The organism is Paenibacillus polymyxa, assembly GCF_018614975.1.
GTDB classification, from domain to species: Bacteria; Bacillota; Bacilli; order Paenibacillales; family Paenibacillaceae; genus Paenibacillus; species Paenibacillus polymyxa_E.
Genome location: NZ_JAGGNR010000015.1, coordinates 32,400 through 59,359 on the forward strand (window position 1 = coordinate 32,400; position 26,960 = coordinate 59,359).

Here is a 26,960-nt window from a genome sequence, read left to right on the forward strand (position 1 = left end):
CTATCTCTCCTAACCCTCTCTGGTGGAACGATCGGAATGTGGGTGAATCAAATCCGTCAGCAATTGGTCGATCAGGCCCTTCTCCACAATATCATCGATATTCTCCACCGAGAGAAGCACTTCGCGCTCACGGGCTGTCGTTTTTCCCGTATGTTGCAAAATGACTTCAATATTACTCTTCGTATAAAAAGTAACGACCGCTCCTGCCGCAATATCACCATGAAATCCCGTCGCGGAGAAGAAACGATAATTGAAGCTGCGCAGCGTACAGCTGTCATCATTGGTGAAATGAACTGGAAGCTGAAGGGATAGCCGCGGCATTTTTCGCTGATCCGATCTGGGTTGAACAATCCGTTTTTTTACATTGCGTAACATATCGTCATAAGCCGTATCCCACAGATTCATCTGCTCTGGCAATGAGTGTTTACGGTCGTAGATGATTTGCATGTATTGACGGTTATCATTCTCATCAATCGGCTGAACCGTTGCGGAGTAACGCCAGCCCTCTCCATCCTGTTTCACATAAACGATGACTGCATCGAGGTTGGCCTCATATCGCTCGGTTTTGACAACCAGTGAGATGATCTTCTGCTCAGCCAAATAAATGGGATAAGGAACATAGAAGGCAATACCTTGTTCAGATACATCAACCGTCTTGGCCTGATATCGCAGATTGTTGGCTTGGTCGTGAATCGTGACATCTTCCTGCGCCCGAATCCGTTCTGTCTCCCGATACGCACGGCGGCCGATCATGAAGAACAGGGCGTAACACAGCGCAATCATGTTATGAATTAGCCAGAAAATAATGATACTGCTGAAGAACAGCGCAATGCCGTACTTGCCATTGACATACCGAATCACGGCTGCAATGGATAGCAACAGCAAGAAGATATGCGGAAGTGCATATAAAAGAGCAGACATCCATTGTCGACCACTTGCTCTGCTTTTGTTGGTAACCTTGAATTTCTTCTCACGAATTCCCAGCGTCTCCAGGAGAACCGGCCAGATCAAATAAGGCATGAATATCGTATCGATAACCTGACTCCATCGCTGATTCCGAATATTGCTGGACAGATATCGCATGGATACACTATAGAAGAAATAAGATGGAAGCCAGAATATTAAGATTTGCCAGAAGGTTGTGTTAACAATCTGGAAGTCGAACAACGCAAATAAAATAGGTGCCAAAATGAAAATCAAGCGGTTAAAGAAGGACCACCAGTATAAGAAACTGCTTAAGTAGGTCACTCTCGTCCAGAAAGGAAGCTTCCCAGATAAGGGCGCACGCGTATTCTGCAGGCTCTGAATGATCCCCCGTGCCCAACGAATCCGCTGCTTAATCATACTCTTCACTGTTGTTGTTGTCTGCCCGGCAGCTTGAACCTCTTGAGTCGCATAGGTAATATAACCTTCTTGCTGCAAGCGGATGCTTGTCTCAAAGTCCTCGGTGATCGTATTGAGCGGAAAACCTCCGATGTCTTCCATGCCCTGCCGGGAAATGATCGTATTACTTCCTGTATAAGCTACCGCATTGGAGGCATTACGCAGAATGTTCACTTCTCTGGAGAAGAAATCCTGTTCATTCGGAATACCTTGCTCTGCATACAGGTTGAACTGGAATAGATCCGGATTGTAGAAGCTCTGCGGGGTCTGTACCAGACCAAGCTTGAACTTAGGGTCCATCTCGTCCTGCCTGCGAGGACGCCATACCTCATTCTCCTTAATAAACGTGGAGAGCATGAAATAGGGTACCGTTTTCATCAAAAAGGTGTGCTGTGGAATCATATCCGCATCAAACGTTGCAATGAGCGGCGAAGAGCTTTTGCTCAGTGCATTGTTCAGATTACCAGACTTGGCATCCTTATTTCCGGGAAACCCCAGATATCCCACACCAAATTGTCTGGCAAGCTCCTCCACCTCTGGTCTTGCTCCATCATCACAGAGATAGATATGAACCTTCCGCTTGTCCGGGTAATCCATGAACGTACAGGCATTAACGGTTTTATATAACAGATCAACGGGCTCATTATGCGTAGCAATAAATACATCCACATCCGGATAATACTCCGGCGGGACGATTGGAAAATCGAGCTGTGTACGTTCTTTTTGCATCTTTTGAAAGAATAATTCAAAGGTTGTCAGTACGGTGACCGTCTCAGCCACAATCAGCAGCATACCAAAAATGACGTTCAGCACGCCTTCACCCCATGGCAACGTAAAGAACGTACGCCAGAGCAAATAAATCGACATCAGGATCATCGTGATGACAAAAAAGATATTCTGCCTTTTTTCGTTTTGCACTACAACTGCTTCCTCCTTGCTGCAAATACCCATCTTCGCTGCAATTGGAAACTGAGCAGGAACAGCATGGCATCACAGACGAATTTCGCCAATTTCTCATCTACGAAGAGAACGGTATGGAATATATATACACCGGTACTGGAAAGCAAAATCACTACTCCGCATAACGTTAGATAGCGCCATAGACTTCCCTGGCTATCCTCCTTGCGGAATACAAAGTGTCTGTTCAGTACATAGTTGACCACAATGGAAATCACTCTCGCAATCACGGTTGCAAGCAGAATTCTTAGATAGTGTTGCTCACCCAACATGGGCCGCAACGCGTCGATCAAAAACCAGGCGATGCCCAAATCAACAACCGAACTGGCCACCGATGATGAAATGAACCGCAGGAAATTGGAGAACAGCACTCCCATGACCCGAGCACTATCCTGAATCGCTTTAAAATGAGTGCCCGCATTGCCATTCTCATAAATGACTTGGATTGGCATGGTATGAATCTGTATGCCAGACTGAATGCACGAGATAAGCATCTGCAGCTCATATTCAAATCGAGTGCCGCGAACATCCTGCATAAACGCAAGTAACCCTGGACCGAAGGCACGAAGCCCAGTCTGGGTATCTGACAGCTTTTTACCATACAACATGGCAAAAATAAAGGAGGTCATCCGATTGCCTAACAGGGACTTTGGGGGTATATTCCCCTCACTGAAGTTCCTTACCCCAAGCACCAATGAGTCCGGATGAAGCCTTGCTTCTTGGGCTATGCGGTATACATCCTCAGCTGCGTGTTGTCCGTCTGAATCAGCGGTTACAACGAAGGAGGATGCGTCGAACTGTTGACCAATATACTCAAATCCGGTCTTGAGTGCCGCACCCTTCCCCTGATTTTCCGCATGTGTCAGCAGAGTACAACCGTTCTCACGAAGCTCCTCAAAAATCGACTGGTAGGCCTCACCAGATCCGTCGTCCACAATGACAATATTTGTCAATCCATACTCTCGCAATTGCCTTACATAGGCTGGAAGTCTCTCATCCGGTTCAAGCGATGGAATGAGGATGATCGTTTCGCCGTTTTGTCTACCTATAATCATCCTGATAAGCCTCAATTCGACATATTTTCACAGATTCTTTTTTGAATATTGTGAGTATAACATCGAAAAGGCATACAGTAAACGAATAACTTGTATATATATTGGTAAAAAAGTTGCACTCTTTTATAAGCGAATTCATAGGCGAAAAATACTAGTAGAGGGTTAGTCTAGCACTACTCGAACAATTGGACATTCGGCTCTCGTTTCAGCACATGTACCAGCATGGCATGCAGTTGTCCACGATGGTGATAGAAGTGCGCCTGCGTATCCAGAAGCCACTCAAAGCGTGGATGAACGCCTTCCCAGAATGCCGTCGTTTCTCGCAAAAGTTCATCTTCTGTCTCCATCGACCGATTGGACATGCTTCGACTTACAAATCTGGACGGATGGCCACTTATGCGGATCATGAATTTGAATTAGAATTACCGTAGACGATTGAAAAAGGCTGTGATTCCAATGTTATTCGAAAGAGACAAATGGTTACAGTATGGCATTCTGAGCGATGAGCCCTCTCTCGCAGAACGGTTGCCAGAAACAGAGTTGCTTGAGAAGGATACGCTAACAAAGATGCTTCTTCAATATCCCAGCGTTGTACTGAAACCTCGCAATGGGAGTTACGGAAGGGATATCCTGTTCATTAGACGAGACGGCGCAAAAGCCTATCGTATTCAAAATGAAAATAACACGGTCACCATGAGAGACAACGATCAGTTACTCGATTGGCTCGAACAAACGAACAAAAGTGATGAATATATTGTCCAAAAGCGTCTGCAGCTTGCTCAAATTAAACACAGGCCGTTCGACATTCGGATCATGGTTCAGCGCAAAAAAGGCTCCTCGTCCACTTGGAACGTGACAGGTTCCTATGCTAAAGTTGCGGCACAAGGATACCAAGTCACCAATGTGAATAACCGACCCATTCCAGTGCTTAAGGCACTGAGACTAGCTCGAATTGGAGATCGGCGCTTGCTTGTCAAAGCGGAACAAGTTGCACGATTAGCCGCCATACGATTGGGACAGCATTACCCCATGCTTAGACAAGTCGGGTTCGATATAGCCGTTGACAAGAAACGGCGAATTTGGATCATCGAAGGCAATTATCAACCGGATTTGCGTCCTTTCCGACTCATGAAAGACTCCTTGATGTACCGCAGAATATTATGGTACAAGAAACATTAAAACAAAAAAGACGACCTGCCTGCTATCCCGGGCAAGTCGTCTCTCCATATTTCGTGCCTAATCTCGATATTAACCCTCTTCGGTTATTTCCGGCATTTTCTAATCGCACTTGTAACACGTGTCACTCGGAACTGATTAACCCCTACCTGTATAATGGCGAACTGGCTGTACGAAGTACCGGAAGAGGTATAAGGTTCAGCCTCAATATTCCCACTCGGTGTTCTAACCGTCGCAGTGATTCTAGTTACCAGGCACACACCACGGTCGGAAGATCTCCAAGTCTCGTCACGCTGAACGCTATATCTATCGTTGCTACAAAAGATGGATGCATACTCCACTACTCCACTCGCATTAAACGAAGTAGAATTATAGATCTGAACAGGGTCATAACCACCTCTAGGTGCTCCAGGTCTTCTATTTCCCATTCTCAAAACCTCCTTTTTTATTGATAGTCTATTAAATGCAATTGAATTGTTTTGGTAAGGTATAAATGTGGACAAGGTAGAAAAAGTGTGTTTATACAGTGGTAGAGGAAAACTAGTAGCTTTGATGTCATAACTCAAACACAAAAAACCACCCTTTACTGTGCAAAGGTGGTTCGCGAATTATAGATCTACTGTTAGTATCATCTTATTGGCCAATTGAGTCGAAACGGTACATACTAGAAGGTCAAAACTCTCCAAATTGCAGATGCTTCTATTCTGCCGCCTCTGCCAACCATGCTTGCATAGCCGGAAATTCTGCCCGATTCCAACGCCAAAACTTCCCACGACCATGCAGAGATGCTTGGCGCATGTCCCTCGCCAGTAGTGTATAACGTACAATAATAGTAACCTTCACCATTTTCAAAAAGAGTGCAAAAAAGACGTTCTGGCGGCAGTGAAAAGGTAGCGAAATATCAGGATCATTGCGCCTGTACGCGAGCAAAAGACATACGTGAGGTGAATTCCAGACTACCCGCCTTGTGAGGATGGAAGCACTTCAACATCTCGTAATCAGCACAAATTAGCCGTACAGATGATCACCCGTACGGCTAATTTTGACTTATTCAGCTTTGCGAATTTGGAATTGTTAAGGTTTAACTACAGAGAGAAGAGACTCATTCCCCTCAGAGATCACCGTCACATCTGGAGCAAACGTTGCATCACTTACATGTAGCGTTTCTCCAAGTTCCATAGCACTAATGTCAAATTCAATCGACGTTGGCAAGTGTCTCGGCAATGCCTCCACTTCAATAGAAGATAATTGAACTTGCACGACTCCGCCCTGCTTTGTGCCAATCGGTGTGCCGTTGAACTTGACAGGAATTTTTGTGCGCATGATCTCATTGGTCTGCACCTGTTGAAAATCCACATGAATCAAATCTCGTGTAACCGAATCACGTTGGAGGTCTTCCAATAATACGGTCAATGAACCTTTCTCTTCAAACTGCAATTCAATAAAACCAGACGCTCCTTGCTTCAACCATTTTTGAAATTCTATTGTTGGAATATGAATCATCTCATTCTCCGTATTTCTGCCAAACACAATACCTGGCAAACGCCCGGATTTACGTAGATCCTTAAGTCGAGAAGAATTTAATGGAATGCGGGTCTCCGCTTGAAAACGAGTAGTCATGCTATGTTCGCTCCTCTTTATTAAATGATATTTTCACATTTTTCATACTCATCCAACCATCCCCTGTAGGGGCTAAAGAGAGAAACATAGCATCACCACCTCCATATACGATCCAATTGATTTTAAAATACATTTAATGTAAGCACCCATAATATACATGAAGGCACTCTACTCCGAAGAGTAGAATGCCTATGGGATGCTTCAACCCTATCATAGAAACCTAGATTTGTCGATTTAACCCCATGATATGATCAAAAGCGTCTCCTTTCAGTCCGCGTCGTTGATCAGCATAGAGACCACCCCAACGATGGAGTGGCCTTCATGTCCTCATCTCTAAATTTATATATCCTCGATACTCGTTGGATTCGTCAGAATTTATCATCTTGTACCAGAATATGATACATATCCAATGTCTCAATAACATAGTCTTCCGCAATGTTGCCAAGTGTCGTATTCAGCGGAATGTCATATTCCCGCGTAAATATAGATATACGATCTGTTCTGCTATGTAACATATAAGCCTTAATCGTGCGCGAAATATCTGCCGTATGTTCAACATAAGCAAGCCGCGAGGTGTTGATGTTATGTGCAAAGGACTCTGCTCCTTCAATCTCGAAGAACGGCCTGAAGGATATTCCTGTGTCGTTCACATGTTTTAAGCCATGGCGCACGTTGGCCTCTCCCACAATATACTTGAGCTTTACACCACCAAGCGTGAAAAAACACATCCTACATTGGGATATAACCTTCTCCCAATCGGATGTGTTTTCCTGTTTTAATATAAAATTTGACTAAGTTCTAAATTATGAAGCTTTTGCTGCAACAGCTTTTTCAATTAATGCTTTTGCATCGTTAGTAGTCAGACCTTTTTTAGGTTGAAGTGATTTTTTATCTGTTCCAGCAAAAATACCTTTGTTAATCAGTTTTGCCATAGGTTTAATTGCATAGGCGGACACAGATTTACCATCTTCGAAACTAGCAATAATCGTAGCAGCGTCTTTATCAGTCGCTTGATCTTTTACCAACTTAGCAAGAATGGTAGCAGCTTCTTCACGCGTGATATCCCGATCAGGATAGAAGTTTCCACCATAACCTTGAATGAATCCAGCATGCGTAGCTTCAGCAATCGCATCTGCATATGCAGCATTAGCCGCAACATCCTTGAATGCAGGTGCTGTAGCTACTTCGTTAAGTTTCAACATGTCGACCAGAGCACTTACAAATTCAGCACGAGAAATGACTTCTGTTGTTACAGGTGTTTCTGTTGGCTCGCTAGATGCAGCCAGGTTTGTGATACGTCCTTCATTTTTAGCTACGATGCTACCGCCTTTATACGTGTCTACGATGTATTGGTAGAATACATCCAGATCGATAGGACCTGCCAGGGATGATTTAGCATCCAACAGCACTTTATAGTTATCTCCACCTGCTGCCATAAAGTTGTTAACTACAGCCGTATATGTTTTTGCAGGATCAATTGGTGTTCCATCTTCCAGAGTAAGACCAGTAATACGTTCTGCCACTGGCTTATTGAAATCTGCAGTGTATTTCAAACCAGAGATTTGGAGTGTTTTGGTATTAGGTGTACCGTCAGCATTCGTACCCCATTGCTGCTGCAACAAGGTTTTAACCTGTTTGCCAGTCAGCTCAAGTTTCACTAGAGTATTACCGAACGGTTGGATTTTGGCAAGATCAGCAAAGGTCACATCGCCTTGTGGCAGATCCGCACGAATACCGCCTGGATTCATAAATGAAAAGTCAGCAGCACTTGCCTTATCCCCAAAGTCTGCTTCACGCATTGAATCTGCAATGAGGTTGCCTAGAGGGGCTTCGTTATTATAAGCATCTGTACGGGTAACAGAACCATCCGTTGTGCCTACTGGCTTCGTCAGCTCAGGATGCTTGTCTAATGATTTTTTGATAATAGCTAAAGATTCAGGATCTTCTTTTACACCCTCTTGGATAGTCGTTGTAACGGTCGCTGATTTTTCAGTAACATCCCCGGTAGCAGGGTCAATCATCAGCTTGATATCTTCAAACGCCGTACCATAGGAATAAGCTTGAACGATCAACTTTCCATTCACTTCACCATTAGCCAAAGCATGATTGTCACCTGCAACGATCACGTCAACAGGGGAATCTGCTGGTAGAGCTTTTGCCAAATCAGCCGCTTCTCCAGTGGTTACGCCTTCTTTGGTTGATGCCGGATCATGCGCCAACACGATGATCGTTTCTACGCCCTTATCTTGCAACTCTTTAGCATATTTATTAACGGCTTCCACTTCTTCTTCTGCGCTTAAGAAACGCACACCAGCGGTACCCGATGGGGATACTTTGGCAGGAGTAGACTTCGTCACTAATCCGATAAATCCAATTTTGACTCCGCCCACTTCTTTAATCACATAGGGCTGAATCAATGTTTTGCCAGTAGCGGTATCAATGACGTTAGCATTGACGTAATCAAATTTTGCACCAGCATGCGTTACCTTACCTTCTTTTGGATCAAGGCCACCAAAGATCTGTGCCTTTAATGCAGCGATACCTTGGTCGAATTCATGATTCCCCAAGGACCCTACATCAAATCCCATCATATTCATCCATTCCATGGTAGGCTCGTCACGATCCAGAGATGAGGCTGGAGCAGATGCACCAACAGAGTCTCCATTATGGAAGAGTAGGGAGTGTTCATATTTGGCTTGAGTCTCTTTGAGATAGGTTGCTAGAATTGGAGCCGTTCCTGCCTTCTTATCACCCACGATTGATGTGGTATCTAACTGACCGTGGAAATCATTGATTCCAATCAAGTGTACTTCTACATCGTTACCTGCGGCAGAGACAGAACCTGCTGCGCCCAATAGTTGCGTGAGTAATAGTGCAGCAGTAGCTACACGCAGTGTGCTTTTACCCAAAACTTTTTTCCAAAACATGAATGAAAAAACCCCTCTCCAATTTTAGATCCTGAGATATTTTACCATAGTTCAATTCATAAAAATCATAAAATATATAAAATGTATGTAAAAATTTTGGGAGATTGATAGAGGAGATGAATACCTATGTCTCGAGCTGCACCAAAATTAGTGTTTGGCTTCAATTTATTCAAGCGAATAATAGGTTTTTTTCTAGCTCAGGAGACGAGACATTATGACGCATTGGACTTGTGATAGATTCAAAATTTCATATAGAAAAATATGGCTTTTATATTTTTTGTTGCTATAATGGAAAATAAAGTATGCACTTTCGCCTGATGATGCAACTCCTCTACTAAAGAACATTTAGCCTCCACCTCCTAACACACACACATCCCATTACATAATATGTATCAAAGATTTTCACACTTTCTATTAAAGGAGGTGACCGTTGGGAGCATTTTAGATCTTAGTTCCCCTTTTACATCAATTGAGGCTAGCTTTAACCATTATAAGAAAAATAGGAGCGTGTCCAATGAACAAACGGCTTTTTCCCAGATCTTTTCGCATTCTTATGGCTTGCTTGTTAATTCTTGCATTTGCCGTACCAGCAACGGCTTCTGCTGGCTATCTTGGAGATAAACTCACGATCGGCCAAAGCATGGCAAAGGGTGACTATCTCACCTCTCAAGATGGCAGGTTCTCAGCCATTTGGCAAAATGACGGGAACTTTGTTATCTATCAAAATGGTTCTTCGCTCTGGAGTAGCGGAACTAGTAATAGTGGGGCTCTTTCATTCAATTTTGAATCACAGTACGGGAAACCTGTCATCTATAAATATGGCATGAAATATCAAGATGTTTACCAATATGGTTATCGTTATGGTTTCAACCCGGCTACAGGTAAATTCGAATATTACACCGGTTGGGGATGGGATAAAGTTTTGATGATTGATACTTCTGTACAGGTAGCTGCTTGGTCTCCCAATACCACCTCATGGATTCCAGGTCATCACGGGAGCAGCTTACCAGCTAACACAACAGGTGACACACTGGTCATGCAAAGTGATGGGAATTTAGTTCTCTATAATACAACGCTGACCAATAGCAATTATCCGAACAGCTGGATTCCTGTCTGGGCTTCGAATACGGGCGGGCGTTAAAATTAGATCGAGAGCCGCAGGATGCGCGGCTCTTTTTTTGTTTCCTAAGGAAGTAGATCGTTTATTAACGTCCGATGAGTTAGGCTTTTTTTCATATATTGACAAATAAATGTGTTAGACTACTAAAAGAAGAATTGCCGATCTATACTAAAGAACGCTACACAACTGGATGTAGACAGTTATTACGATAAACGTAGTTAGAAAGGAAACCCCATGAATAGTTCCTTGAAGCAACGAATGAAATCATTAGTAGCACCAGTGTTTCCCGGTGGAATCATAACCATTCTGATATTTTACCTTGATTACTTCCAATTCGAACTTGTTGAGAAATTTCTGCTTTTTGCGGCTTTTGTCATTGTACCTCTTGTGAATTTACTATTGAACCATGACGAAAAGAATAAACATCAACGAATGATTTATGCTGTTATGAAATGGCTTCAATTTCCCGCTGCGCTTCTTACCCTCGCCTCGGTAATGAGTAGCAGGATGTGGGGGTTAGAAAGTACGGAAATTCCAGGGATTCTGTCTCTTGGATGGCTACTGTTCACATTGCTGCTTGGCATCTATGGCCTGACCACGATTGTGATCTCTAAAGGAAAAGCAGCGGAAATAGCGATTGGTGCGGGGCTCGTTTATTTTTTTATCGGAGGCATCTGGTTTACCTTATATCAATATCAAGTAAACCTTTTCCAGGCTAATCCTGCAACTCACGCATTAAGCTCAGTTCACTTTCATTTTTCGTCTGCAATCGTTCCGATTTTTATTGGTGCACTGGGACGCATCATGACGAAGAAAAGCTGGTATCCCTGGGTCGTTGCGATCGATATCATCGGACCCATTTTGATTGCGATTGGTATGATTTTCTCCAAGCCAATTGAATACATTGGTGTCAGTTTGTTCGCCTGCAATATTGTGGTTTACACCGCTTATCTCCTTACTTACTTGAGAAAAAACGCTTTGGATATTAAGGCAGCCTTCTTCTTAGGCCTTTCTTGCCTAGCCTTTTACACGGTTGTTGTCATTTCCATCTTCTATCCGTTACTGAAAAATATGTACTCCTTAACCATACTCGATTTTATTCCCATTTATGGATCTCTGCATGCGTTTGGTTTTGTTTTATGTGGACTGATTGGTTGGGTGTATATGTTAGGCTTCATTAAGGAAAAGGCTACCCAATCGGCTTCATAGGAGTAGTTTAGTCAGGTTCGTGCTATAATAGTGATCACATAAATAACATTCATCATTCTGCCGAGATGGCGATGATTAAGGAGATTGAATTTTGACGAACAACCATGATATTGAAGCAGTTAACGAACTACCGGAGAACTTTGAAGAGCTCAAACGAGCGGCTAATCGGACGTCAAGCTGGAGAGACAGACTGAATGCGGTGAACGAATTGGGGAACTGGAACACAGCCCCTACCATTAAGTTGCTTCAGCATGTTTTGAAAAATGATCAAGTGTTCCAGCTGCGCGAAGCCGCATATCACAAGCTCAAGCAGTTGGATGAAGATGTACAAATGCCTGCCAAAAACAAAGGTGAGCTGTTTAAAGGTACTAACAAAATTTTGCTACGGATTAAAAAAAGCCTTCCTGAAGGTCACACATTTGAGGAATTTAAGGAAAAACTGCAAAAGACACGTCTGGATCTCTATGACACTTACGAGGGCGACAAAGATGCTGAGTTCGACTCCTGGCTCCATGGTATCTGGGAGACACTAGGTAGAAAATAGCCCTCGTTCAAGCTACAATGTAGTCTTTACACAGTCTCCATCGGGCTGATGTAACTTTGAAACTTTAACTCGACCCTTTGCTTTATCACGATCGCTATTATACCGTTCACCGTATAATAGCTGAGTACAAAGCCACTCCAGAAAAATGGAGTGGCTTCTTTATTTCTTATTATTTTGATTGTCACCAGATTTCATCTCACTCTTTAGCACTTTGAAGTATGAATGCAAGAGGCGACAACGGCGAATGAATTAGATCATGAGTTTGATCGGACGGAAGCGAAGCGCTTCGTGGTAAGCGATCTCACCTATGTGAAGGTCGGGTATCGGTCGCACTACATTTGTGTCCTCATTGACCTTTTCAATCGGGAAATCATTGGCCACAGTGCAGGTCCACATAAGGACGCTGCTCTGGTTTCGCGTACCTTTGCAACGGTAGAAGGTGATCTGAGCCAAATCCAATGGTTTCATACGGATCGTGGAAATGAGTTTAAAACCCATACGATGGACCAGCTTCTAGGCGCGTTTGGCATCGGCCGATCACTCAACAAGAAAGGATGCCTCTACGATAATGCCGTGGCCGAAGCCACCTATAAGGTCATGAAATCGGAGTTTATTTACCAGATGGAATTCTGAAATCTCCGTCACTTGGAATTGTACGATTACGTCAACTGGTTTAACAAGCAGCGAATTCTTGGATCACTAGGGTACATCACGCCTGTACAGTATCGCCAAGAAGTTCTTAAAAAAGTTGTCTGATTTAATGTTGAAAATCCACATAGTCCAAATTACATTCAAAAAGGATCGATCGAATAATATTTGTATAGTCTCTAATGGCATATTTTGCACGAACATTATTCTTAGCAGCCCTAAATTCCTTTCCATTAATGAAAATGTACCTTGACCAATCGCCTTTCTTCAAAATGCGAATACTTCACTTGAAGTTTCCCTACTGCATCATGCTTGTTATCGCATGCTCACGGGATTCAAACGCGTATAGAGCTGCACCACCTGCGCTGCTACAGATTCGATATCCCGACCCAGCTCATCGAGTACATAAGACTCTAGCACTCCCATCGTTGCGGTTCCCAAAAACTTCAATAAGATATGCTTATCGATCATTGGATTAGAAGCTGGATCTATCTTGCTGCTGATCTCCCCCATCGTAAAGTCCAACAGTCTTTTACGAAATGATGAGGCCTCTTTACTGTTAAACAATGCGGCGAAAAATGATTTATGCTGCTCGAAATAAGAAAACCATATAATCGAGCCTTCTGTAATTCCGGTATCTTTTTTTTGCTCGCTTATTTCTCGCAATCGTGCGAGATGTTCATCCATGATCCGGTCCAGCAGATCGTACTTATCCGTGTAGTGCAAGTAGAACGTTTTACGGCCAATGTTGGCCTTCTCGGTCAGTGCCCGGACTGTAATCTCGTCAAACCCTTCTTGATACAGCATTTGCAAAAAAGCCGTTTGAATAGCTTGCCGAGACTTGATCACCCTGCGATCAACCTTTTCCATTCAGCGCAGATCTCCTTTATTTATTGCCCAATAATAGCTGGATGTGTATTAACACACAGATCACGCAATGTGGTAATTGAATCAGCGTCAATTGCACTTTAAAGTAAATATACACAAATGAATTAATATTCACAAGTGTATTTAAACCCTAGGGAGGTTCTAACCATGACCACAATTGCTAAAGAAGTGAAATATCGCGCTCAGGGTCTGCAGGTGGCAGCCATTCTATATGTACCTGAGCATGCCGGAATGAAACAGCTTCCTGCTATAGTTTGCGTTCATCCGGGCAGCAGCTGCAAAGAGCAAACCGCGGGCACTTATGCCCAGAAGCTCGCGGAGCTGGGGTATGCAACTATTGTATTCGATGCATCCTATCAAGGAGAGAGCGAGGGGCAGCCTCGTTATGCCGAATACCCCGCTGCCCGCGTTGAAGACATCCGGTCGGCGGTGGATTACCTCACGACATTGGATTACGTCGATGAAAACCGCATAGGCGTGTTGGGCGTCTGCGCAGGAGGCGGATACGCGGTGAATGCCGCAATGACGGAACGCCGCATTAAGGCAGTCGGTACTGTCGTCGGTATTAATATCGGCCGGGGATATCGTGGAGAAGGCGATCCGATCCAAATCCTCGAGGCAGTCGCTCGGCAGCGCACTGCGGAAGCGCGCGGAGCCGAGCCTATGGTCAACCAGTGGATTCCTAATAGTCATGCCGAGAGAGAGGAAGCCGGCATGACGGATATCGACCTTGTAGGAGCGGTTGATTACTACAGTACGCCAAGAGGTCAGAACCCCAATTCTCCCAACAAATTGAAATTCACAAGCGTGGACGCGATCATCGGCTTCGATGCGTTCCATTTAGCGGAAAGTCTGTTGACTCAGCCGTTGCAGGTCATTGTCGGCGGCGTTCAAGGCGCGTATGGTTCATATAAGGATGGCCATGAAATTTATAACCGGGCGGCTTCCAGGAATAAGGATCTGTTCGTTATAGATGGGGCCAGCCACTATGACCTGTACGATCAGCCGGAGCCGGTCGGCCAAGCCATTGAAAAATTAGGGGCTTTCTATCAGGCAAATCTCTAAGGATCTAGCATAGTTGCTGTGCATAAATGGACGCATCCAGGGCATCTGGATGCGTCCTCTCAGTAATGTGGCGTTTATTATATGGTTTTATTTTCGAAGATAATAACCGCTCTTTTTAAACTTGGAACGCGGGGCAGCGATGCCGTAACGCGCGAACGGATGCGACGACCTTGATCGGCTCAACGAGCGTATCCGGCATGAACACGGCAGGGTCGACGGCATATTTGCCAACGCAGGAATATCCGGATCCGCACGATCGGCGGCATCGAGGAGGCGCACTTCGATCGCGTGTTCACCACGAACGTAAAGGGGGCCGAGGAGGCGCTGAAGCAGGTGATGCCATTCGGAACATACATCTACTTTATCACCACGATTATCCCTCATCAATGAGGAATTGCCTTCGAAGCTCAAAGCAATACTCGCAAATTTAGCGTTATTTGTGGTAGGGTTCAGCGTAACATTTATAGGGCGAAACTTTTAACCGTCTTAATAACCAGCGTTGTACACACATAAAAAATAAGGTTTCGAAGTTGAGGCCACTGAAAAACTTATGTTTTTGTTTTGTAGAATAAAGAATAAATTGAAATAAATATTCTTTTGAGATTGACAGTAAATATGGCCATCGCCCCCTGCATTTGCATGCCAACGAGACCCGAGGAAGATGCAACATCATACCCGTGTCTATGTTTCAATTCGCTATTTTTCGCTTCAATTTTATAGCGTTCTTTGGCTTTTTCTTTGAAGTATTCATCCTCTTGGAAAATCTTTCTGTTCGCTATGTTCTGCTTATTTGATACTTACCAAATAAGTTTTTGATTTTGCTCCTTCTTAATAACAACCCTCTTTAATAGGGATTGCTTACACTTTTCGATATCAAAGTAATACGTGTTGAGTAATCTGCGGGTGTAATTTCGATACGAGTTGTAACTCATTTTGTTTGGCATATTGAATATTACCTTTCTCAGAATAGGCAGTGTCTCCATTGACGGTATCAATTTCCATACCGGTTTCGCAGCTTTTCAATCAATGTTGAAGTTGTTTCCTATCACCTTTTTCATAATGAGGCCAATAAATTGGTATGAAATTTCAAGATGTGAAATGAATTTCCTATTAATGATAAGTTAAGTTAATCCCAGCTGATGTAGAACATATGCTAAATAGCATGGGGACATATCTCATCATTTTTCGCCATTTTTTATTCTCTAAAATTTATTTAAATGGTAAAATATTATATATAAGATAAATTCAAGGGGTATGTTGTAAGTGGATAGATTCCGATGTAATTCCATAATTCTTTTTATACTAAACTGATGATGAACTAAAATCAGCCCTCAATCTCATTAACAACCCACCAAGGAAATGCAATCCGTCTAGTATAAATAAAGAGCGGAGAAATAAGCATAACAGCTTACCTCTCCACTCATTTCTAAAAAACTTGTTGCTCTTATATCCGAATCATACTTATTTCCATTACTATTAACTATTCTAAGTGATGGTTGTGAAAAAGCCCCAATAGGTTTATCTGAAATGTTTTTATATTTCCATATAATCACAGCGTATTTCCACCCTCAGCAGGCTGTAATCCAAAGAATTCATCCCCCTCCTTCTCAAGGGGCCAACGGCTTTTCGAGTAGCGTCTTCTGGTGTTCGTATAGATCGGGGCGGCGGTCGTATAAGGGTGCTACCGCTCCGCGTTCACGATTCTCTCGGAGCCTGTGGAAGTCAAGTTCGGCCAGCACCGTCCTGTTTTCGTTCGTTTCTCCGACCTGCAAGATGCCATCCGCAGCGAACGGTAGATCGCATGGGGTGAATATGCCCGCTTGGCAAAACCCCATGTCCACCTGCGGACGATCCTCGGACAAGGATCCGACGAGGCCGCTCAATACGACGAACAGCTGATTCTCGATCGCCCTCGCTTGGGCGCAATGCCGCACGCGATGGTACCCGAAGGAATTATCGGTATAGGAAGGGCATAGAAGCAGTTCCGCACCACGAAGTGCGGCTGCCCTCGCCAGCTCCGGAAACTCGATGTCGTAACAGGTCAAGATCGCCATCTTGCCCCACTCCGTGTCGAATACGTTAAGCTCGTCACCCGCAACCAGTGGCCAGCGAATCTGCTCCTCCGGCGTAAGATGCACCTTGCTCTGCGTCTCCACCCGTCCGTCTGAAAAGAAGAGGAATGCCTTGTTCGAGTACTTGCTCTCTTCCTCTAAGCAAATATGCGTCCCTGCTAGTATGGCAATATCGCATTCTCGGCTTAACTCTCCGAAGAACTCGATATATTTATCCGTCAGCCCGTCCAGAAAATAACACGCTTCATCGTGCATCATCGATGGCTCTAAGCTTAGCAAGTGAGCCGTCATGTACTCCGGGAACACGATCATGGAGGCGCCCTGCTCGGCAGCCTCCCGAACCTTCATATCGATTCCCGTCCAGAACTCTTTTTCGGTACGGATATCGGTGAGACCGTATTGCGTAGTTGCTATCGTTAACTTTTTCATATTCACCTCTAGTATGTTTTAAGTACGAATTTGTAAGGAATAAATGTCCGTCCGGCGATCCTTGAACGACAATGCATCATTGGACTTACGGTACCTTTCGAGCGTTTCCATGTCTACCTCAGCCATGATGACTGTCTCCGTATTCTCGCTGCACTCCCCCGCGATGCCGTCGCGAGAGAAGGAGAAATCAGCCGGCGTATAGATACCGGACTGGGCGTACTGAACGTCTATGTTGTCCACATGGGTTAGATTTCCTACCGTTCCCGCGGTCACAATGAACACTTGGTTCTCAATCGCTCTGGCTTGTGCGCAGTACTTCACCCTCAGGAACGTCTGCCGATCTTCCGCGCAGAAAGGAACGAATATAATCTGCGCTCCCTCCTCCGCGACGATACGGGACAACTCCGGATACTCGATGTCACTGCTGAGTTGAATCGATATTTTACCGCAATCCGTGTCGAACACCCCCAGTGAGCTACCCCCGTTGATGCCCCACCACTTCCGCTCGTTCGGAGAAATATGTAGCTTGTATTGCTGCTCAATTGAGCCGTCCCGGCGGAACAAGTGAGCGACGTTGTAAATCCGGTTATTGTTCTCAACGAAGTGGGAGCCGCCTACGATATTTACGTTGTATTTGACCGCGAGTTCGGAAAATAACTCCACATAGTTGGTCGTATAAGTCGTAAGCTTGCGGACGGCCAAGCTCGGAGACCGTTCATCCAAGAAGGAAAGCAGCTGCATGGTGAAGTTCTCCGGGAAAACGGCGAAATCGGACTTGTAATCCGATGCCACGTCCACGTAATGCTCGCACTGGTTAGCGAATTCCTCGAAAGAATCGATCTTCTTCATCATATACTGGACCACGCAAATGCGGACGGGGAAAGACATTTTATAAAGCGTCTTGTTGATGCTCGGCTTGTATTCGATATTATTCCATTCTAAGAGGGCCGCGAAATTCTCGGAATCGGCGTCATCGGACAAATAATTGGTAATGATCCTCTTCAGCGTAAATCCGTTCATCATCTGAAAAGTCAGCACCGGATCGTAGATATTCTGCTGCAACACTTCTTCCGCGTAAGCTCTTGGTAACAGCTTATCGGAATAGTTGTGATACCCCGGGATGCGTCCCCCTACGATAATACTCTTGAGGTTAAGCTGCTCCGCCAGCCGTTTCCTTGCCTCGTATAACCTTCTGCCGATCTTCATGCGACGGAAATCTGGATGCACCATGACTTCCATCCCGTAGAGATTCCCGCCCCGGGGATTATGGTTGCGAATATAACCCTTGTCCGTGATTTCGGAATACGTATGCTGCTCCAAATAATCGTCAAAATTCACAATGAGGCTAGAACAGGAGCCGATAATTTCACCGTCGAGCTCGACGCATATTTGACCATCGGGAAACGTAAGGACGTGACTTTCCAGTTGATCCAGCTTCCAGGGACTCATGTTCGGAAAACAAATATTTTGCAACGCGATAATATTATCGAAATCTTCGCGTTCAATGTTTCGGATAATAATTTTCTTTTCGAATTGCGAGATTTGATCGGTTGTCATAGAAATGGGACCCCTTTTATAAATGTGTATTAACTATATTAAACCACATTGTTTCTTGTCCCTAGAATCGGGATGTAGCGGTTTTATTATTTGTGGGACGGAAAATGCGGAAATGATCGTAATAACACTTTTTTTGACGAATCGGCACTTCCTTTGTCTGCGGCGCAGGGGCGGTTTAACGAGCTCGAATTAGTAGGGTGATTGCCTTGAACGCGATAACCGTAAAAAACTAAGGTAAGCCTCCGAGGTTCTGAGCGAAGCCAAACGACCATCAAATGATGGACCTCTCAATTCCCAGCCTTTTTTCCGAAGATCCGGGAAGAACCATTCTCTTTCACTACTAGTTTTGATTTAAGCTCTCTTCCAGCCTTTCTGCAAGTACATTATGTTGCTTACTGCGTTCCTCGGCAATAATGCTTCGACGGTTCTGTGAAATAACTTAGTATTACCACTAGAGCCCACAATAACAAGGCTTATTTAGTAAATCTGCTCTTGCCATTATCTGCACATTCCTTCATTGTATCCATTACATAGTGTGGGATGAATATGGCTAACTCATACAAGTACACATATAATCTTCACTACATACATCCCTCTTTTTATTCTATGATGAAAAATATAATTAGTCATCAACCCAAAAACACGTTTCTCAAAACAAAAGTTCAAGAACAGCATTACATTATGACTTTCTAAGTACTAAGTTACTAAAAATAACGAATTTTATGATCATTATCACCGAAGTTATTAGGAGTGTTGTACCATCTATTGTACCATCTATTGTCTAGAAAACCCATCAAAATACATTGTGAAATTACACTAAAAAATGATTAATACATATATTCTAACATACACTTATTACCTCTGAAGAAAGAAGTAAACAGATAATTCGCACTTAATTTCCTATATATTCATTTTTTCACTTAACTTTCACTCTACCGGATTAGGGACTCCCTTATCCACTTTCTCAACTAATAAGCATAACAAGCCCGCTCTAGTGATGATCTAGTCCAGGGTGATCAGAACTGCTACCACCTTGGGCTAGATCTAATACATGTAAACAATTAACACATAAGATTTCGCCCTACTTGTGGTACGGTTCAGCTTACACGCTATAACGGCTAAATTTCTACCAACGTAATGCCCTTGATGAGACCCCGCAAGAATACGCACAATATTGAATGGGGTATATAAGCTTGTCATCGTCAAATTTAATGCATTGTTCATTCGCCTCTTCACATTAAATCCTCTCACCATACAATTGACCCATTACACTTATAAACTGCTTGGCTGCTGTTGTCACTTCATCAAAGGAATGCGCCACAATCCCGATATCCCGCGTGATCCGAGGAACAATCTCTTTGACAATCAAGTGATGCGGAACAGAAGTAAGCGTAAAATGAGATATAATGCCGATCCCCAGATTTTTTTGGACCATTTGGATTAAGGTTTCGGCCGTTTGGACAGTCAGACTCTCATGGAAAGAAACATCATTCTCGTGAAATGTGTTCAACACAGCGGATTCATGTCCACCTTTGCAAAAAATAAAATCATTTCTGTAATGTTCCAGGTTAATCTCGCTTTGTGATTTTAAAGGATGATTCTCCGGTACAATGGCTACCATGTAATCATTCGCCAGGATTTTAAAGTTAAAATGATCGAAGGGAGAAGCGATAATCCCTATTTCAACCGTTCGGTCTTCCACCCATTGTTTAATTTGATTAGAGGTTCCTTCCATAAGCTCAATCGTGACTTGCGGATATTGGGAGCGGAATAAACATATCACTTCCGGCAGCAAGTTTGTGGAGGCAGCCGGAAATGATCCGATCTTCACCTTGCCGCGCAAAAGCTTGTTCTCCTGACAAGCGAGTTGAACCATTTTATTTTCGATTTCCTTCATTTTCCTAGCCAGGATCAACATTTCTTCCCCAATATCTGTAAGCATTAATCCATTCTGTTTGTCTCGAATAAACAACTTCACTTGTAAAGATATTTCTAAATTTTTCAAAGCTTTACTAACAGCCGGTTGGGAAATAAACAGTGCTTTAGCAGCCTCCGTAATATTCAACTTCTCCGCGACCTTCATAAACACTTCAAGATGATTCATATTCATATTTTCATCATAACCATTTGGTTATTCTCCTTATGATATAAAGATATTTCAGTTATAGTAGAACATACCTTATGATAAAATACAACTCCTGCTTACGTGAAGCAGATTATTTACTATCGACCACACTTTTATTAAAAAGTGGATTTAGGAAAGAGGTTTATATCATGAATATTCATGCTGAGCAAGATAATCGTTCATCCTTATTGGAAGAACGAAAATCATTCAGGCGCATATGGATCACCGCCTGGATGGTAACAGCCGTCTTCGTTCTCTCTAATTCAGCTACTCCGCTCTATGTGTATTGGCAGCAGAAATTCAACTTTTCCAACGGCACGCTCACGTTGATTTTTGCTTCTTATATTGTTGGACTGCTCCTTACACTTATTATTGCGGGTCAACTGTCAGACCGATTTGGACGCAAGCCCGTTTTATTCCCTGGGATCACAGCAGCTATTATAGCCTGCTTGCTGTTTGCCACTGCACCTTCCGTCATAGCACTTCTTACAGCCCGCTTTTTGTCAGGGGTAGCCGTCGGCGTCATGGTCTCAGCGGGGATGGCCTCCGTTGTGGATGCGGGAGGAGCGAAGTTGAAACAACAGGCATCCCTTGCAGCATCCGTATCCATGGTGTTGGGTGCTGGCCTCGGTCCCTTGCTATCAAGCATACTGTCCAGCGTCATGACTCAACCGGTCGTTCCCCTGTTCATCATTCAGACCATGCTTTTAGTCAGCGCATGTTTTGTTGCAGGGACGCTTCCCAAAAGAAATACCAATCTGCTTCATCCAAAAAATCGGAGGCTGCTTTTACCCGGCGTCCCTTCAGGTAATCGTCTGCATCTCGTATTCGGAATTACTGTTTTTGCACCGGGAATCACGGCAACATCTTTCATTCTGTCTTTAGGGCCTTCCTTGCTGGCGAAGGTTCTTGACGTAACCAATCCACTGGTAGCAGGCAGTACAGCATGTGTCATGTTTTTAACCGCCACAGGGATTCAATTCGCTCTCAACAAATTTTCTGTCCGCACGATCTTCATCATAGGAGCTATAGCCACGATCCTATCCATGATTGGTCTTGTTGCAGCAGTTACTGCCTCCTCGGTACCGTTATTTATATTAGCCGCCATTTTTGCCGGTATGGGCCAGGGACTTGGCCAATTAGGCGGATTGACGCTCATTGGCCTTCATGTCCCTGAGCACCGCAGAGCAGAGGCGAATGCTGTTTTAAATATGGGAGGATATATTCCGGCTGCCTTATTGCCTGTATGCACCGGCTTTCTTATTGATGGTAAAGGGCTGGCATTCGGGACTGTTAGTTTTGCTGTAATTTTAACCGTACTGTCTGTAAGTGCACTCCTTTTCGTTTACTCTAAGCTTGGTCCTTCTATCGGCCGAAGCTTATAAATTTATCGTGAGAGGTGATTCCAGAATGAATTCAAACCTTACTTCTGCCGAGCATACTACTAAGGGCACATCTGCATCAGAACGTCTCCCTTGGACCGGGTTACTGGCACTCTCTATGACAGGATTTATTTGTATCCTAACCGAGACCCTTCCTGCCGGTTTTTTGCCTCAAATCAGCGAGGGGCTCGGAATATCAGAAGCTTTTGCTGGTCAACTTGTCACAGTGTATGCCATGGGCTCTCTGGCAGCCGCAATCCCTTTGACAGCTGCGACGCGTGGATGGCGACGACGGCCGTTACTATTGCTCTGCATCATTGGTTTTCTTGTGTTTAACACCATTACGGCGTTATCTTCCAACTTCATGCTTACGCTGGTTGCCCGTTTCCTTGCAGGCGTATCCGCTGGCGTGCTGTGGGGAATGATCGCGGGTTATGCCCGTCGTATGGTGCCGGATTCATTAAAAGGACGAGCTATGGCGATAGCCATGTCAGGCACTCCGCTGGCTCTTGCTCTCGGTGTCCCAGTTGGAACTTTCCTTGGCGTTCTTGTGGGCTGGCGATCGGTCTTTGGAATTATGTCCCTGCTGACGGTAGCATTGTCTTTTGGGTACTCTGGAAACTGCCAGATTTCCCCGGACAAGCTACCCATCAGCGGATTCCTCTAATTAAGGTCTTCACGATTGCCGGTGTACGTCCCATTTTGCTAGTCGTTTTGATTTGGGTGCTAGCCCACAATATTCTTTATACCTATATAGCACCCTATCTGGCACAAGCCGGGCTTGCCAGCCGAATAGGTTTTGTCCTGCTTATTTTTGGCATTACTTCTGTTGTCGGGATTTGAATAACAGGCATTTTGATCGACCGTTGGCTGCGTTTATTAGTATTGATTAGCAACTTTGGCTTTGCTGCGGCTTCTTTGGCACTCGGTATTGGCAGTCAACAGCTCATTGTCGTTTATATAAGTATTTCCATATGGGGATTGACATTCGGAGGGGCCTCAACTCTATTGCAAACGGCATTGGCCGAAGCTGCCGGCGAGAGCGCGGATGTTGCCCAGTCCATGCTTGTGACAGCTTGGAATCTGGCCATTAGCGGCGGCGGCTTGGTCGGTGGGATTCTTCTCGAATCACTTGGTGTCCTTTCCTTCCCATGGACATTGCTTATTCTCATGCTTATTGCCTTCATCGTTTCGTTGGTTGCCAAGAAACACGGTTTTTCTGCCAAAGAGCGCGCATAGGCGTAATTCGTACCAAGCCGAGGTAAGCCGTTAGTTCAAGAATCACTGCTCTGCCATCATATACTTGATGGCTCTCGCCATTAACATGCTGGCACTATTTTTTAAACTTCGTGGCTCTGATACATTAACCCAATGGTTCTGCCCTACCGAAAAGTTTATCCATTATTTATGGTAAGGTTCATTCCGATTTATCTTCACCGCGCGATAAATCTGCTCCACCAACACCAGCCGCATAAGCTGATGCGGCAGGGTCATGCGCCCGAAGCTCAAGCGCTGCTTCGCGCGGCGCAATACCTCATCGGAGAGCCCGTGGCTTCCTCCGATGACAAACACGACATGGCTCGTCCCATACGTGCCGAGCTTGTCGATCTCCAATGCCAGCTCTTCAGAACTCCAGAGCTGGCCATCCAACGCGAGCGCGACCACGTGCGCCTCGCTCTTCACATGCGCGAGGATACGTTCGCCTTCGCGCTCTTTTACCGCCCGAACCTCAGCTTCGCTCAGGGTATCGGGCGCCTTTTCGTCTGCGACCTCGATCATCTGAAACTTGATGTACGGGGCGAGCCGCTTGGCATATTCCTGAATGCCCAGCGTCAAATATTTTTCCTTCAATTTGCCTACGCCAATAATCTGAATAAACATGAAGATCCATTCCTCCTCTATTGTCTTGCGGGATATTCTATAAATAAGATGCTTCATAGCATCGTTCGTTCCAACTCACATTATCTATACTACACATTTCTCAAATTCTAACGAGATTCTCCCACAAACACAAAAAGAGCGCTCATCACGCTCTCCTTGGCTTCTTGCTGTGATGTTCATACCGGATGGAAAGTCAGCCCAAAGCGCCACATTAAGCACGCCCCCAGCCATCTAAATCCTACAGTACGCTAAACGACGAGGAATTCCGCGTGCTGTTCGCACTCGGCGCACTTCGCAGGCGGGTCCCAGTCGGCAAATTCCGTCTCCTTCAGATCAACGATATCTGGAGCGTCCTCATACTCATCGACAAACATGTCGATGGCAATGTCCACGTGTTCTTTGCATACAACGTACATCCGTTAAGCATCCTTTCTGTAACCAGCTATGTTCCCGATTCACAACCGCTTATCCTATTACAGGATAGCCACTTCTCAGTTCTATCACACCTGCCACCGAAAAGAAACCCCCAGCCCTAATTTATCGCACCCAACATCTCCCAAACCCCTCCGTACGCCGTAAAAGAACACAAAAAGCATTCTTCTCGATACCTGCACGGTACCACGAAAAGAATGCTCCTGAAACAGAACAATCACTCAACATAGCAAATGAATCCTGCGCCTACGCCTGAATTGCGAAAACAGAGTTACGTATTTCCCTATTCTGTTCCAATCCATTCTAAGAATAGCCTCTAACCCATACTCTTTTAATTCAATCCCGACTGAGCCTTCGTCAACAGCTTCCCGCCTTGAAAAGCAATAACAGCATTGGCACCATTGCCAGCTGTACCTTTATAGTTGTACACCACCATATTCTCCGCTTCACTCAGCGCTTCACCTTCGCCGCCAAGGATCTCAATGACATCTTCCACCGACATGCCAACCTCAAGCTTCTCATACTGGGCAAAGGTAATCAGCACCCCATCGCCTTTCCCGGCCGACCCGTTGTTTCCCGAGGCTACAGGCGTTTGACCACTAGCCCCACCTACCGCAATCACATTTGTTCTCAGCTCATTCAACTTGGCCTCAAGCTCTGCGATCTTTTGCTCCTGCTCACTGCTCTTGGCTCCCTGTTCCACCAGTTTCTTCTCCAGCCCTGTAATCTTCTCTTGCAGAGCACTTGTATCCACAGATGCTCCTGTTGTAGCTACCTCGGAACCACAAGCAGACAGCATAAACAGCGACAGCGCCAAGCTCGTTCCCCCAAGCATCTTTTTCTTCAAATGTTTCATCAAAAATACCCCTTCCATTCTGAAATAAAATTAGATCGACAAACAGATGTTATTGCATCAACGACCGTCCTAACATATTGACAACAGTTTACCACAGCCCGAGTCTTATGTATCTGCTCCTTTGGCTCCGGGTCTAACTGATCATGAGAACATAAAAATGGTTGATCTACTCATTTACTGTCGAATGCATACGTCCAACCATAACAACTAAAAAAGAGTGGTCAGTTGATCTGATCACTCCTCTAGCTTTCCCTATTTCAATCAACGCAACAGTATAGGCCCCGTTAAACGTTCCTACTCCGGTTTATCCGTCAGCTTCACCGATACTTTCTCCGCTTTGCCATCCCGGTAGAAGGTCACTTCAATCGTATCCCCAATCTTCTTCTGATCATACAGATATTTCCGCAGATCCAGCGTGGAGGTAATTTTTTGCCCGTCAAATTCCGTAATGACATCATTCAGCTTCATGCCGGCTTCGGATGCCGGACCCGATGCTTCCAGCACAACCACACCGCTGTCCACCTGAGATGGCAGCTTCAGATCCTTACGCTGCTCGTCATCCAATGGTGCATAAGGGTTGCTCAGATCCACCGTGTACACACCCAGATATGGACGAGATACTTTGCCGTTCAGCAGCAGAGAATCTACCGTTTTCATCACTTCGTTCATCGGAATGGCAAAGCTGAGGCCTTCAACGCCTGTATCCGAGATTTTCATCGTGTTAATACCAACCACTTTGCCGTTCAGATCGACCAGCGCACCACCGCTGTTGCCTTCGTTAATTGCCGCATCCGTCTGGATCACGTTTTGCTCCCAGTCGTACACCCCATCCTGGTTAATCGATACAGGCAGGATACGATCCGTGTAACTGACAATACCGGATGTCAGCGTACCGCCCAGACCGAGCGGGTTTCCAATCGCCAGCACCGTTTGACCACGCTGAAGTTTGCTGGAATCGCCGATCTCCGCAACCGCACCCAGCCCTTTGTCTTCTGCGGATAATACCGCAATGTCGCTCACACGGTCCTTACCGACCAGCTTTGCCTTATGTGTCTCCCCATCCACGGTCACAATCTCCAGATCACTCGCACCCTCCACGACGTGGTGGTTGGTCATAATATAAGCCTTGCCATCTTCCTTCTTGAAAATGACCCCTGAGCCCAACGCCGAATCTTCCATCGACAGACTGCTACCCGTTTTATGGTTCACAATGCTCACCACGGAAGGACGAACGTGTGCGGCTGCCTGGATAATCCGATCGTATGGATCAGCTGCCTGCGCTGTCTGTGCACCGCCTCCACTACCATTACCTGTAGCTTTAACCAGCGGTAACGAAGCGGGCTGTGTGATGAAGCTAAACAGCATGACGGTCACGATGGAGCTGATCACCGAGCTAATCACAGCTACTTTCACTGTGGAACTAATTCCCGTACGCGATCTGCGCGGATTGCTCCAGCGGTCACGTCCACGTGCTCTGCCTCCAGGGCGGATGATCTGAAGTTTGCCTTTCTGTTCAGGTTCGGCGCGTCTTGATACTTTGGTTGAATAAAAATCGTCTCCAAACAATCCCATCGTGATCCTCTCCCCTTCGTTGTCACGCATCAAGACCCTGACTGCCGCCTAAGTTGTCGCAT

At 45.0% G+C, this 26,960-nt stretch carries 25 protein-coding genes and 2 pseudogenes; 9 read left to right on the forward strand and 18 right to left on the reverse strand.

The window, feature by feature from the left end; all coding sequences use genetic code 11:
• Nucleotides 1-9: 9 nt before the first annotated feature.
• The 3 genes from J7E78_RS15490 to J7E78_RS15500 all read right to left on the reverse strand — a co-directional run bounded on the left by J7E78_RS15490 (nucleotide 10) and on the right by J7E78_RS15500 (nucleotide 3,757).
• A complete protein-coding gene (locus J7E78_RS15490; RefSeq protein ID WP_215077153.1) occupies nucleotides 10-2,301 on the reverse strand; it encodes a glycosyltransferase family 2 protein in 2,292 nt (763 codons plus the stop codon).
• On the reverse strand, nucleotides 2,301-3,395 hold the full coding sequence (locus tag J7E78_RS15495; RefSeq protein WP_215077154.1) for a bifunctional glycosyltransferase family 2/GtrA family protein: 1,095 nt from the start codon (nucleotides 3,393-3,395) through the stop codon (nucleotides 2,301-2,303). Before J7E78_RS15495 ends, J7E78_RS15490 begins: the two co-directional genes overlap by 1 nt.
• 173 nt (nucleotides 3,396-3,568) lie before the next feature.
• Complete coding sequence (locus tag J7E78_RS15500) at nucleotides 3,569-3,757, reverse strand: hypothetical protein (protein WP_215077155.1); 189 nt, start codon at nucleotides 3,755-3,757, stop codon at nucleotides 3,569-3,571.
• Between the two features lie 94 nt (nucleotides 3,758-3,851).
• Between J7E78_RS15500 and J7E78_RS15505 the strand changes: the two genes are divergently transcribed.
• Complete coding sequence (locus J7E78_RS15505; RefSeq protein WP_215077156.1) at nucleotides 3,852-4,574, forward strand: YheC/YheD family protein; 723 nt, start codon at nucleotides 3,852-3,854, stop codon at nucleotides 4,572-4,574.
• 83 nt (nucleotides 4,575-4,657) lie between these two features.
• Here J7E78_RS15505 and J7E78_RS15510 read toward each other — a convergent pair whose 3' ends face one another.
• The 5 genes from J7E78_RS15510 to J7E78_RS15530 form a co-directional block, all read right to left on the reverse strand.
• A complete protein-coding gene (locus J7E78_RS15510) occupies nucleotides 4,658-4,999 on the reverse strand; it encodes a hypothetical protein (RefSeq protein ID WP_047841001.1) in 342 nt (113 codons plus the stop codon).
• 236 nt (nucleotides 5,000-5,235) lie between these two features.
• Complete coding sequence (locus J7E78_RS29425; RefSeq protein WP_251035077.1) at nucleotides 5,236-5,454, reverse strand: DUF4303 domain-containing protein; 219 nt, start codon at nucleotides 5,452-5,454, stop codon at nucleotides 5,236-5,238.
• Nucleotides 5,455-5,645: 191 nt separating this feature from the next.
• Complete coding sequence (locus tag J7E78_RS15520) at nucleotides 5,646-6,191, reverse strand: 50S ribosomal protein L25 (protein WP_091035311.1); 546 nt, start codon at nucleotides 6,189-6,191, stop codon at nucleotides 5,646-5,648.
• Between the two features lie 368 nt (nucleotides 6,192-6,559).
• Nucleotides 6,560-6,862 carry a hypothetical protein gene (locus J7E78_RS15525; RefSeq protein ID WP_215077157.1) on the reverse strand — a complete coding sequence of 101 codons (303 nt, stop codon included), beginning with the start codon at nucleotides 6,860-6,862 and terminating at the stop codon, nucleotides 6,560-6,562.
• A 132-nt stretch (nucleotides 6,863-6,994) separates the two neighbouring features.
• Complete coding sequence (locus J7E78_RS15530) at nucleotides 6,995-9,118, reverse strand: 5'-nucleotidase C-terminal domain-containing protein (protein ID WP_215077158.1); 2,124 nt, start codon at nucleotides 9,116-9,118, stop codon at nucleotides 6,995-6,997.
• A 514-nt stretch (nucleotides 9,119-9,632) separates the two neighbouring features.
• On the opposite strand from J7E78_RS15530, the gene J7E78_RS15535 reads away from it, so the two are divergent.
• The 5 genes from J7E78_RS15535 to J7E78_RS30025 all read left to right on the forward strand — a co-directional run bounded on the left by J7E78_RS15535 (nucleotide 9,633) and on the right by J7E78_RS30025 (nucleotide 12,747).
• Nucleotides 9,633-10,259 (forward strand): hypothetical protein, encoded by a 627-nt coding sequence (locus J7E78_RS15535; RefSeq protein WP_053061396.1) that lies wholly within the window; start codon nucleotides 9,633-9,635, stop codon nucleotides 10,257-10,259.
• 213 nt (nucleotides 10,260-10,472) lie between these two features.
• Nucleotides 10,473-11,447: a YndJ family transporter gene (locus J7E78_RS15540; protein ID WP_215077159.1), complete on the forward strand. Its 975-nt coding sequence runs from the start codon at nucleotides 10,473-10,475 to the stop codon at nucleotides 11,445-11,447.
• A 91-nt stretch (nucleotides 11,448-11,538) separates the two neighbouring features.
• Complete coding sequence (locus tag J7E78_RS15545; protein ID WP_215077160.1) at nucleotides 11,539-11,991, forward strand: HEAT repeat domain-containing protein; 453 nt, start codon at nucleotides 11,539-11,541, stop codon at nucleotides 11,989-11,991.
• A gap of 222 nt (nucleotides 11,992-12,213) precedes the next feature.
• The gene (locus J7E78_RS15550; protein WP_215077161.1) at nucleotides 12,214-12,624 is read left to right on the forward strand and encodes a DDE-type integrase/transposase/recombinase; all 411 of its coding nucleotides are present in this window, start codon (nucleotides 12,214-12,216) and stop codon (nucleotides 12,622-12,624) included.
• A gap of 18 nt (nucleotides 12,625-12,642) precedes the next feature.
• Nucleotides 12,643-12,747 (forward strand): IS3 family transposase, encoded by a 105-nt coding sequence (locus J7E78_RS30025; protein ID WP_397330579.1) that lies wholly within the window; start codon nucleotides 12,643-12,645, stop codon nucleotides 12,745-12,747.
• 207 nt (nucleotides 12,748-12,954) lie between these two features.
• Here J7E78_RS30025 and J7E78_RS15560 read toward each other — a convergent pair whose 3' ends face one another.
• Nucleotides 12,955-13,509 carry a TetR/AcrR family transcriptional regulator gene (locus J7E78_RS15560; RefSeq protein ID WP_215077163.1) on the reverse strand — a complete coding sequence of 185 codons (555 nt, stop codon included), beginning with the start codon at nucleotides 13,507-13,509 and terminating at the stop codon, nucleotides 12,955-12,957.
• A 165-nt stretch (nucleotides 13,510-13,674) separates the two neighbouring features.
• On the opposite strand from J7E78_RS15560, the gene J7E78_RS15565 reads away from it, so the two are divergent.
• Nucleotides 13,675-14,592 (forward strand): alpha/beta hydrolase, encoded by a 918-nt coding sequence (locus J7E78_RS15565; protein WP_215077164.1) that lies wholly within the window; start codon nucleotides 13,675-13,677, stop codon nucleotides 14,590-14,592.
• A 548-nt stretch (nucleotides 14,593-15,140) separates the two neighbouring features.
• On the opposite strand, the pseudogene J7E78_RS15570 reads toward J7E78_RS15565, so the two are convergent.
• The 5 genes and pseudogenes from J7E78_RS15570 to J7E78_RS15590 all read right to left on the reverse strand — a co-directional run.
• A pseudogene (locus tag J7E78_RS15570) lies at nucleotides 15,141-15,612 on the reverse strand (transposase); the annotation flags it as partial.
• A 350-nt stretch (nucleotides 15,613-15,962) separates the two neighbouring features.
• A complete protein-coding gene (locus J7E78_RS15575) occupies nucleotides 15,963-16,145 on the reverse strand; it encodes a hypothetical protein (RefSeq protein ID WP_215077165.1) in 183 nt (60 codons plus the stop codon).
• 54 nt (nucleotides 16,146-16,199) lie between these two features.
• On the reverse strand, nucleotides 16,200-17,093 hold the full coding sequence (locus J7E78_RS15580; RefSeq protein ID WP_215077166.1) for a nitrilase-related carbon-nitrogen hydrolase: 894 nt from the start codon (nucleotides 17,091-17,093) through the stop codon (nucleotides 16,200-16,202).
• A gap of 18 nt (nucleotides 17,094-17,111) precedes the next feature.
• On the reverse strand, nucleotides 17,112-18,650 hold the full coding sequence (locus J7E78_RS15585) for a GNAT family N-acetyltransferase (RefSeq protein WP_215077167.1): 1,539 nt from the start codon (nucleotides 18,648-18,650) through the stop codon (nucleotides 17,112-17,114).
• Between the two features lie 1,237 nt (nucleotides 18,651-19,887).
• Nucleotides 19,888-20,760, reverse strand: a complete 873-nt coding sequence (locus tag J7E78_RS15590; protein WP_251035071.1) for a LysR family transcriptional regulator — start codon at nucleotides 20,758-20,760, stop codon at nucleotides 19,888-19,890.
• 164 nt (nucleotides 20,761-20,924) lie between these two features.
• Here J7E78_RS15590 and J7E78_RS15595 point away from each other — a divergent pair, with 164 nt between their 5' ends.
• Nucleotides 20,925-22,160 carry an MFS transporter gene (locus tag J7E78_RS15595; RefSeq protein ID WP_215077168.1) on the forward strand — a complete coding sequence of 412 codons (1,236 nt, stop codon included), beginning with the start codon at nucleotides 20,925-20,927 and terminating at the stop codon, nucleotides 22,158-22,160.
• Nucleotides 22,161-22,185: 25 nt separating this feature from the next.
• Nucleotides 22,186-23,396 (forward strand): annotated as a pseudogene (locus tag J7E78_RS15600) (MFS transporter).
• Between the two features lie 162 nt (nucleotides 23,397-23,558).
• Here J7E78_RS15600 and rlmH read toward each other — a convergent pair.
• The 4 genes from rlmH to J7E78_RS15620 form a co-directional block, all read right to left on the reverse strand.
• Nucleotides 23,559-24,038, reverse strand: a complete 480-nt coding sequence (gene rlmH, locus J7E78_RS15605; protein WP_076252167.1) for a 23S rRNA (pseudouridine(1915)-N(3))-methyltransferase RlmH — start codon at nucleotides 24,036-24,038, stop codon at nucleotides 23,559-23,561.
• A gap of 248 nt (nucleotides 24,039-24,286) precedes the next feature.
• The gene (locus J7E78_RS15610) at nucleotides 24,287-24,454 is read right to left on the reverse strand and encodes a CxxH/CxxC protein (RefSeq protein ID WP_017691462.1); all 168 of its coding nucleotides are present in this window, start codon (nucleotides 24,452-24,454) and stop codon (nucleotides 24,287-24,289) included.
• Nucleotides 24,455-24,801: 347 nt separating this feature from the next.
• Nucleotides 24,802-25,326, reverse strand: a complete 525-nt coding sequence (locus J7E78_RS29430) for a hypothetical protein (RefSeq protein WP_251035072.1) — start codon at nucleotides 25,324-25,326, stop codon at nucleotides 24,802-24,804.
• A 294-nt stretch (nucleotides 25,327-25,620) separates the two neighbouring features.
• Entirely contained in the window at nucleotides 25,621-26,898 is a 1,278-nt protein-coding gene (locus J7E78_RS15620) for a S1C family serine protease (RefSeq protein WP_215077169.1), read from the reverse strand.
• Nucleotides 26,899-26,960 lie beyond the last annotated feature (62 nt).

What these genes read in the sequence shown, in the direction of transcription:
- J7E78_RS15505 (WP_215077156.1), top strand. Translation starts at nt 3,852, where the DNA reads ATGTTATTCGAAAGAGACAAATGGTTACAGTATGGCATTCTGAGCGAT.
- J7E78_RS15580 (WP_215077166.1), bottom strand. Translation starts at nt 17,093, where the DNA reads ATGAAAAAGTTAACGATAGCAACTACGCAATACGGTCTCACCGATATC.
- J7E78_RS15495 (WP_215077154.1), bottom strand. Translation starts at nt 3,395, where the DNA reads ATGATTATAGGTAGACAAAACGGCGAAACGATCATCCTCATTCCATCG.
- J7E78_RS15510 (WP_047841001.1), bottom strand. Translation starts at nt 4,999, where the DNA reads ATGGGAAATAGAAGACCTGGAGCACCTAGAGGTGGTTATGACCCTGTT.
- J7E78_RS15585 (WP_215077167.1), bottom strand. Translation starts at nt 18,650, where the DNA reads ATGACAACCGATCAAATCTCGCAATTCGAAAAGAAAATTATTATCCGA.
- J7E78_RS29430 (WP_251035072.1), bottom strand. Translation starts at nt 25,326, where the DNA reads ATGAAACATTTGAAGAAAAAGATGCTTGGGGGAACGAGCTTGGCGCTG.
- J7E78_RS15520 (WP_091035311.1), bottom strand. Translation starts at nt 6,191, where the DNA reads ATGACTACTCGTTTTCAAGCGGAGACCCGCATTCCATTAAATTCTTCT.
- J7E78_RS15530 (WP_215077158.1), bottom strand. Translation starts at nt 9,118, where the DNA reads ATGTTTTGGAAAAAAGTTTTGGGTAAAAGCACACTGCGTGTAGCTACT.
- J7E78_RS15540 (WP_215077159.1), top strand. Translation starts at nt 10,473, where the DNA reads ATGAATAGTTCCTTGAAGCAACGAATGAAATCATTAGTAGCACCAGTG.
- J7E78_RS15620 (WP_215077169.1), bottom strand. Translation starts at nt 26,898, where the DNA reads ATGGGATTGTTTGGAGACGATTTTTATTCAACCAAAGTATCAAGACGC.
- J7E78_RS15500 (WP_215077155.1), bottom strand. Translation starts at nt 3,757, where the DNA reads ATGTCCAATCGGTCGATGGAGACAGAAGATGAACTTTTGCGAGAAACG.
- J7E78_RS15550 (WP_215077161.1), top strand. Translation starts at nt 12,214, where the DNA reads ATGCAAGAGGCGACAACGGCGAATGAATTAGATCATGAGTTTGATCGG.
- J7E78_RS15560 (WP_215077163.1), bottom strand. Translation starts at nt 13,509, where the DNA reads ATGGAAAAGGTTGATCGCAGGGTGATCAAGTCTCGGCAAGCTATTCAA.
- J7E78_RS15595 (WP_215077168.1), top strand. Translation starts at nt 20,925, where the DNA reads ATGAATATTCATGCTGAGCAAGATAATCGTTCATCCTTATTGGAAGAA.
- J7E78_RS15565 (WP_215077164.1), top strand. Translation starts at nt 13,675, where the DNA reads ATGACCACAATTGCTAAAGAAGTGAAATATCGCGCTCAGGGTCTGCAG.
- rlmH (WP_076252167.1), bottom strand. Translation starts at nt 24,038, where the DNA reads ATGTTTATTCAGATTATTGGCGTAGGCAAATTGAAGGAAAAATATTTG.
- J7E78_RS15610 (WP_017691462.1), bottom strand. Translation starts at nt 24,454, where the DNA reads ATGTACGTTGTATGCAAAGAACACGTGGACATTGCCATCGACATGTTT.
- J7E78_RS15590 (WP_251035071.1), bottom strand. Translation starts at nt 20,760, where the DNA reads ATGAATATGAATCATCTTGAAGTGTTTATGAAGGTCGCGGAGAAGTTG.
- J7E78_RS15535 (WP_053061396.1), top strand. Translation starts at nt 9,633, where the DNA reads ATGAACAAACGGCTTTTTCCCAGATCTTTTCGCATTCTTATGGCTTGC.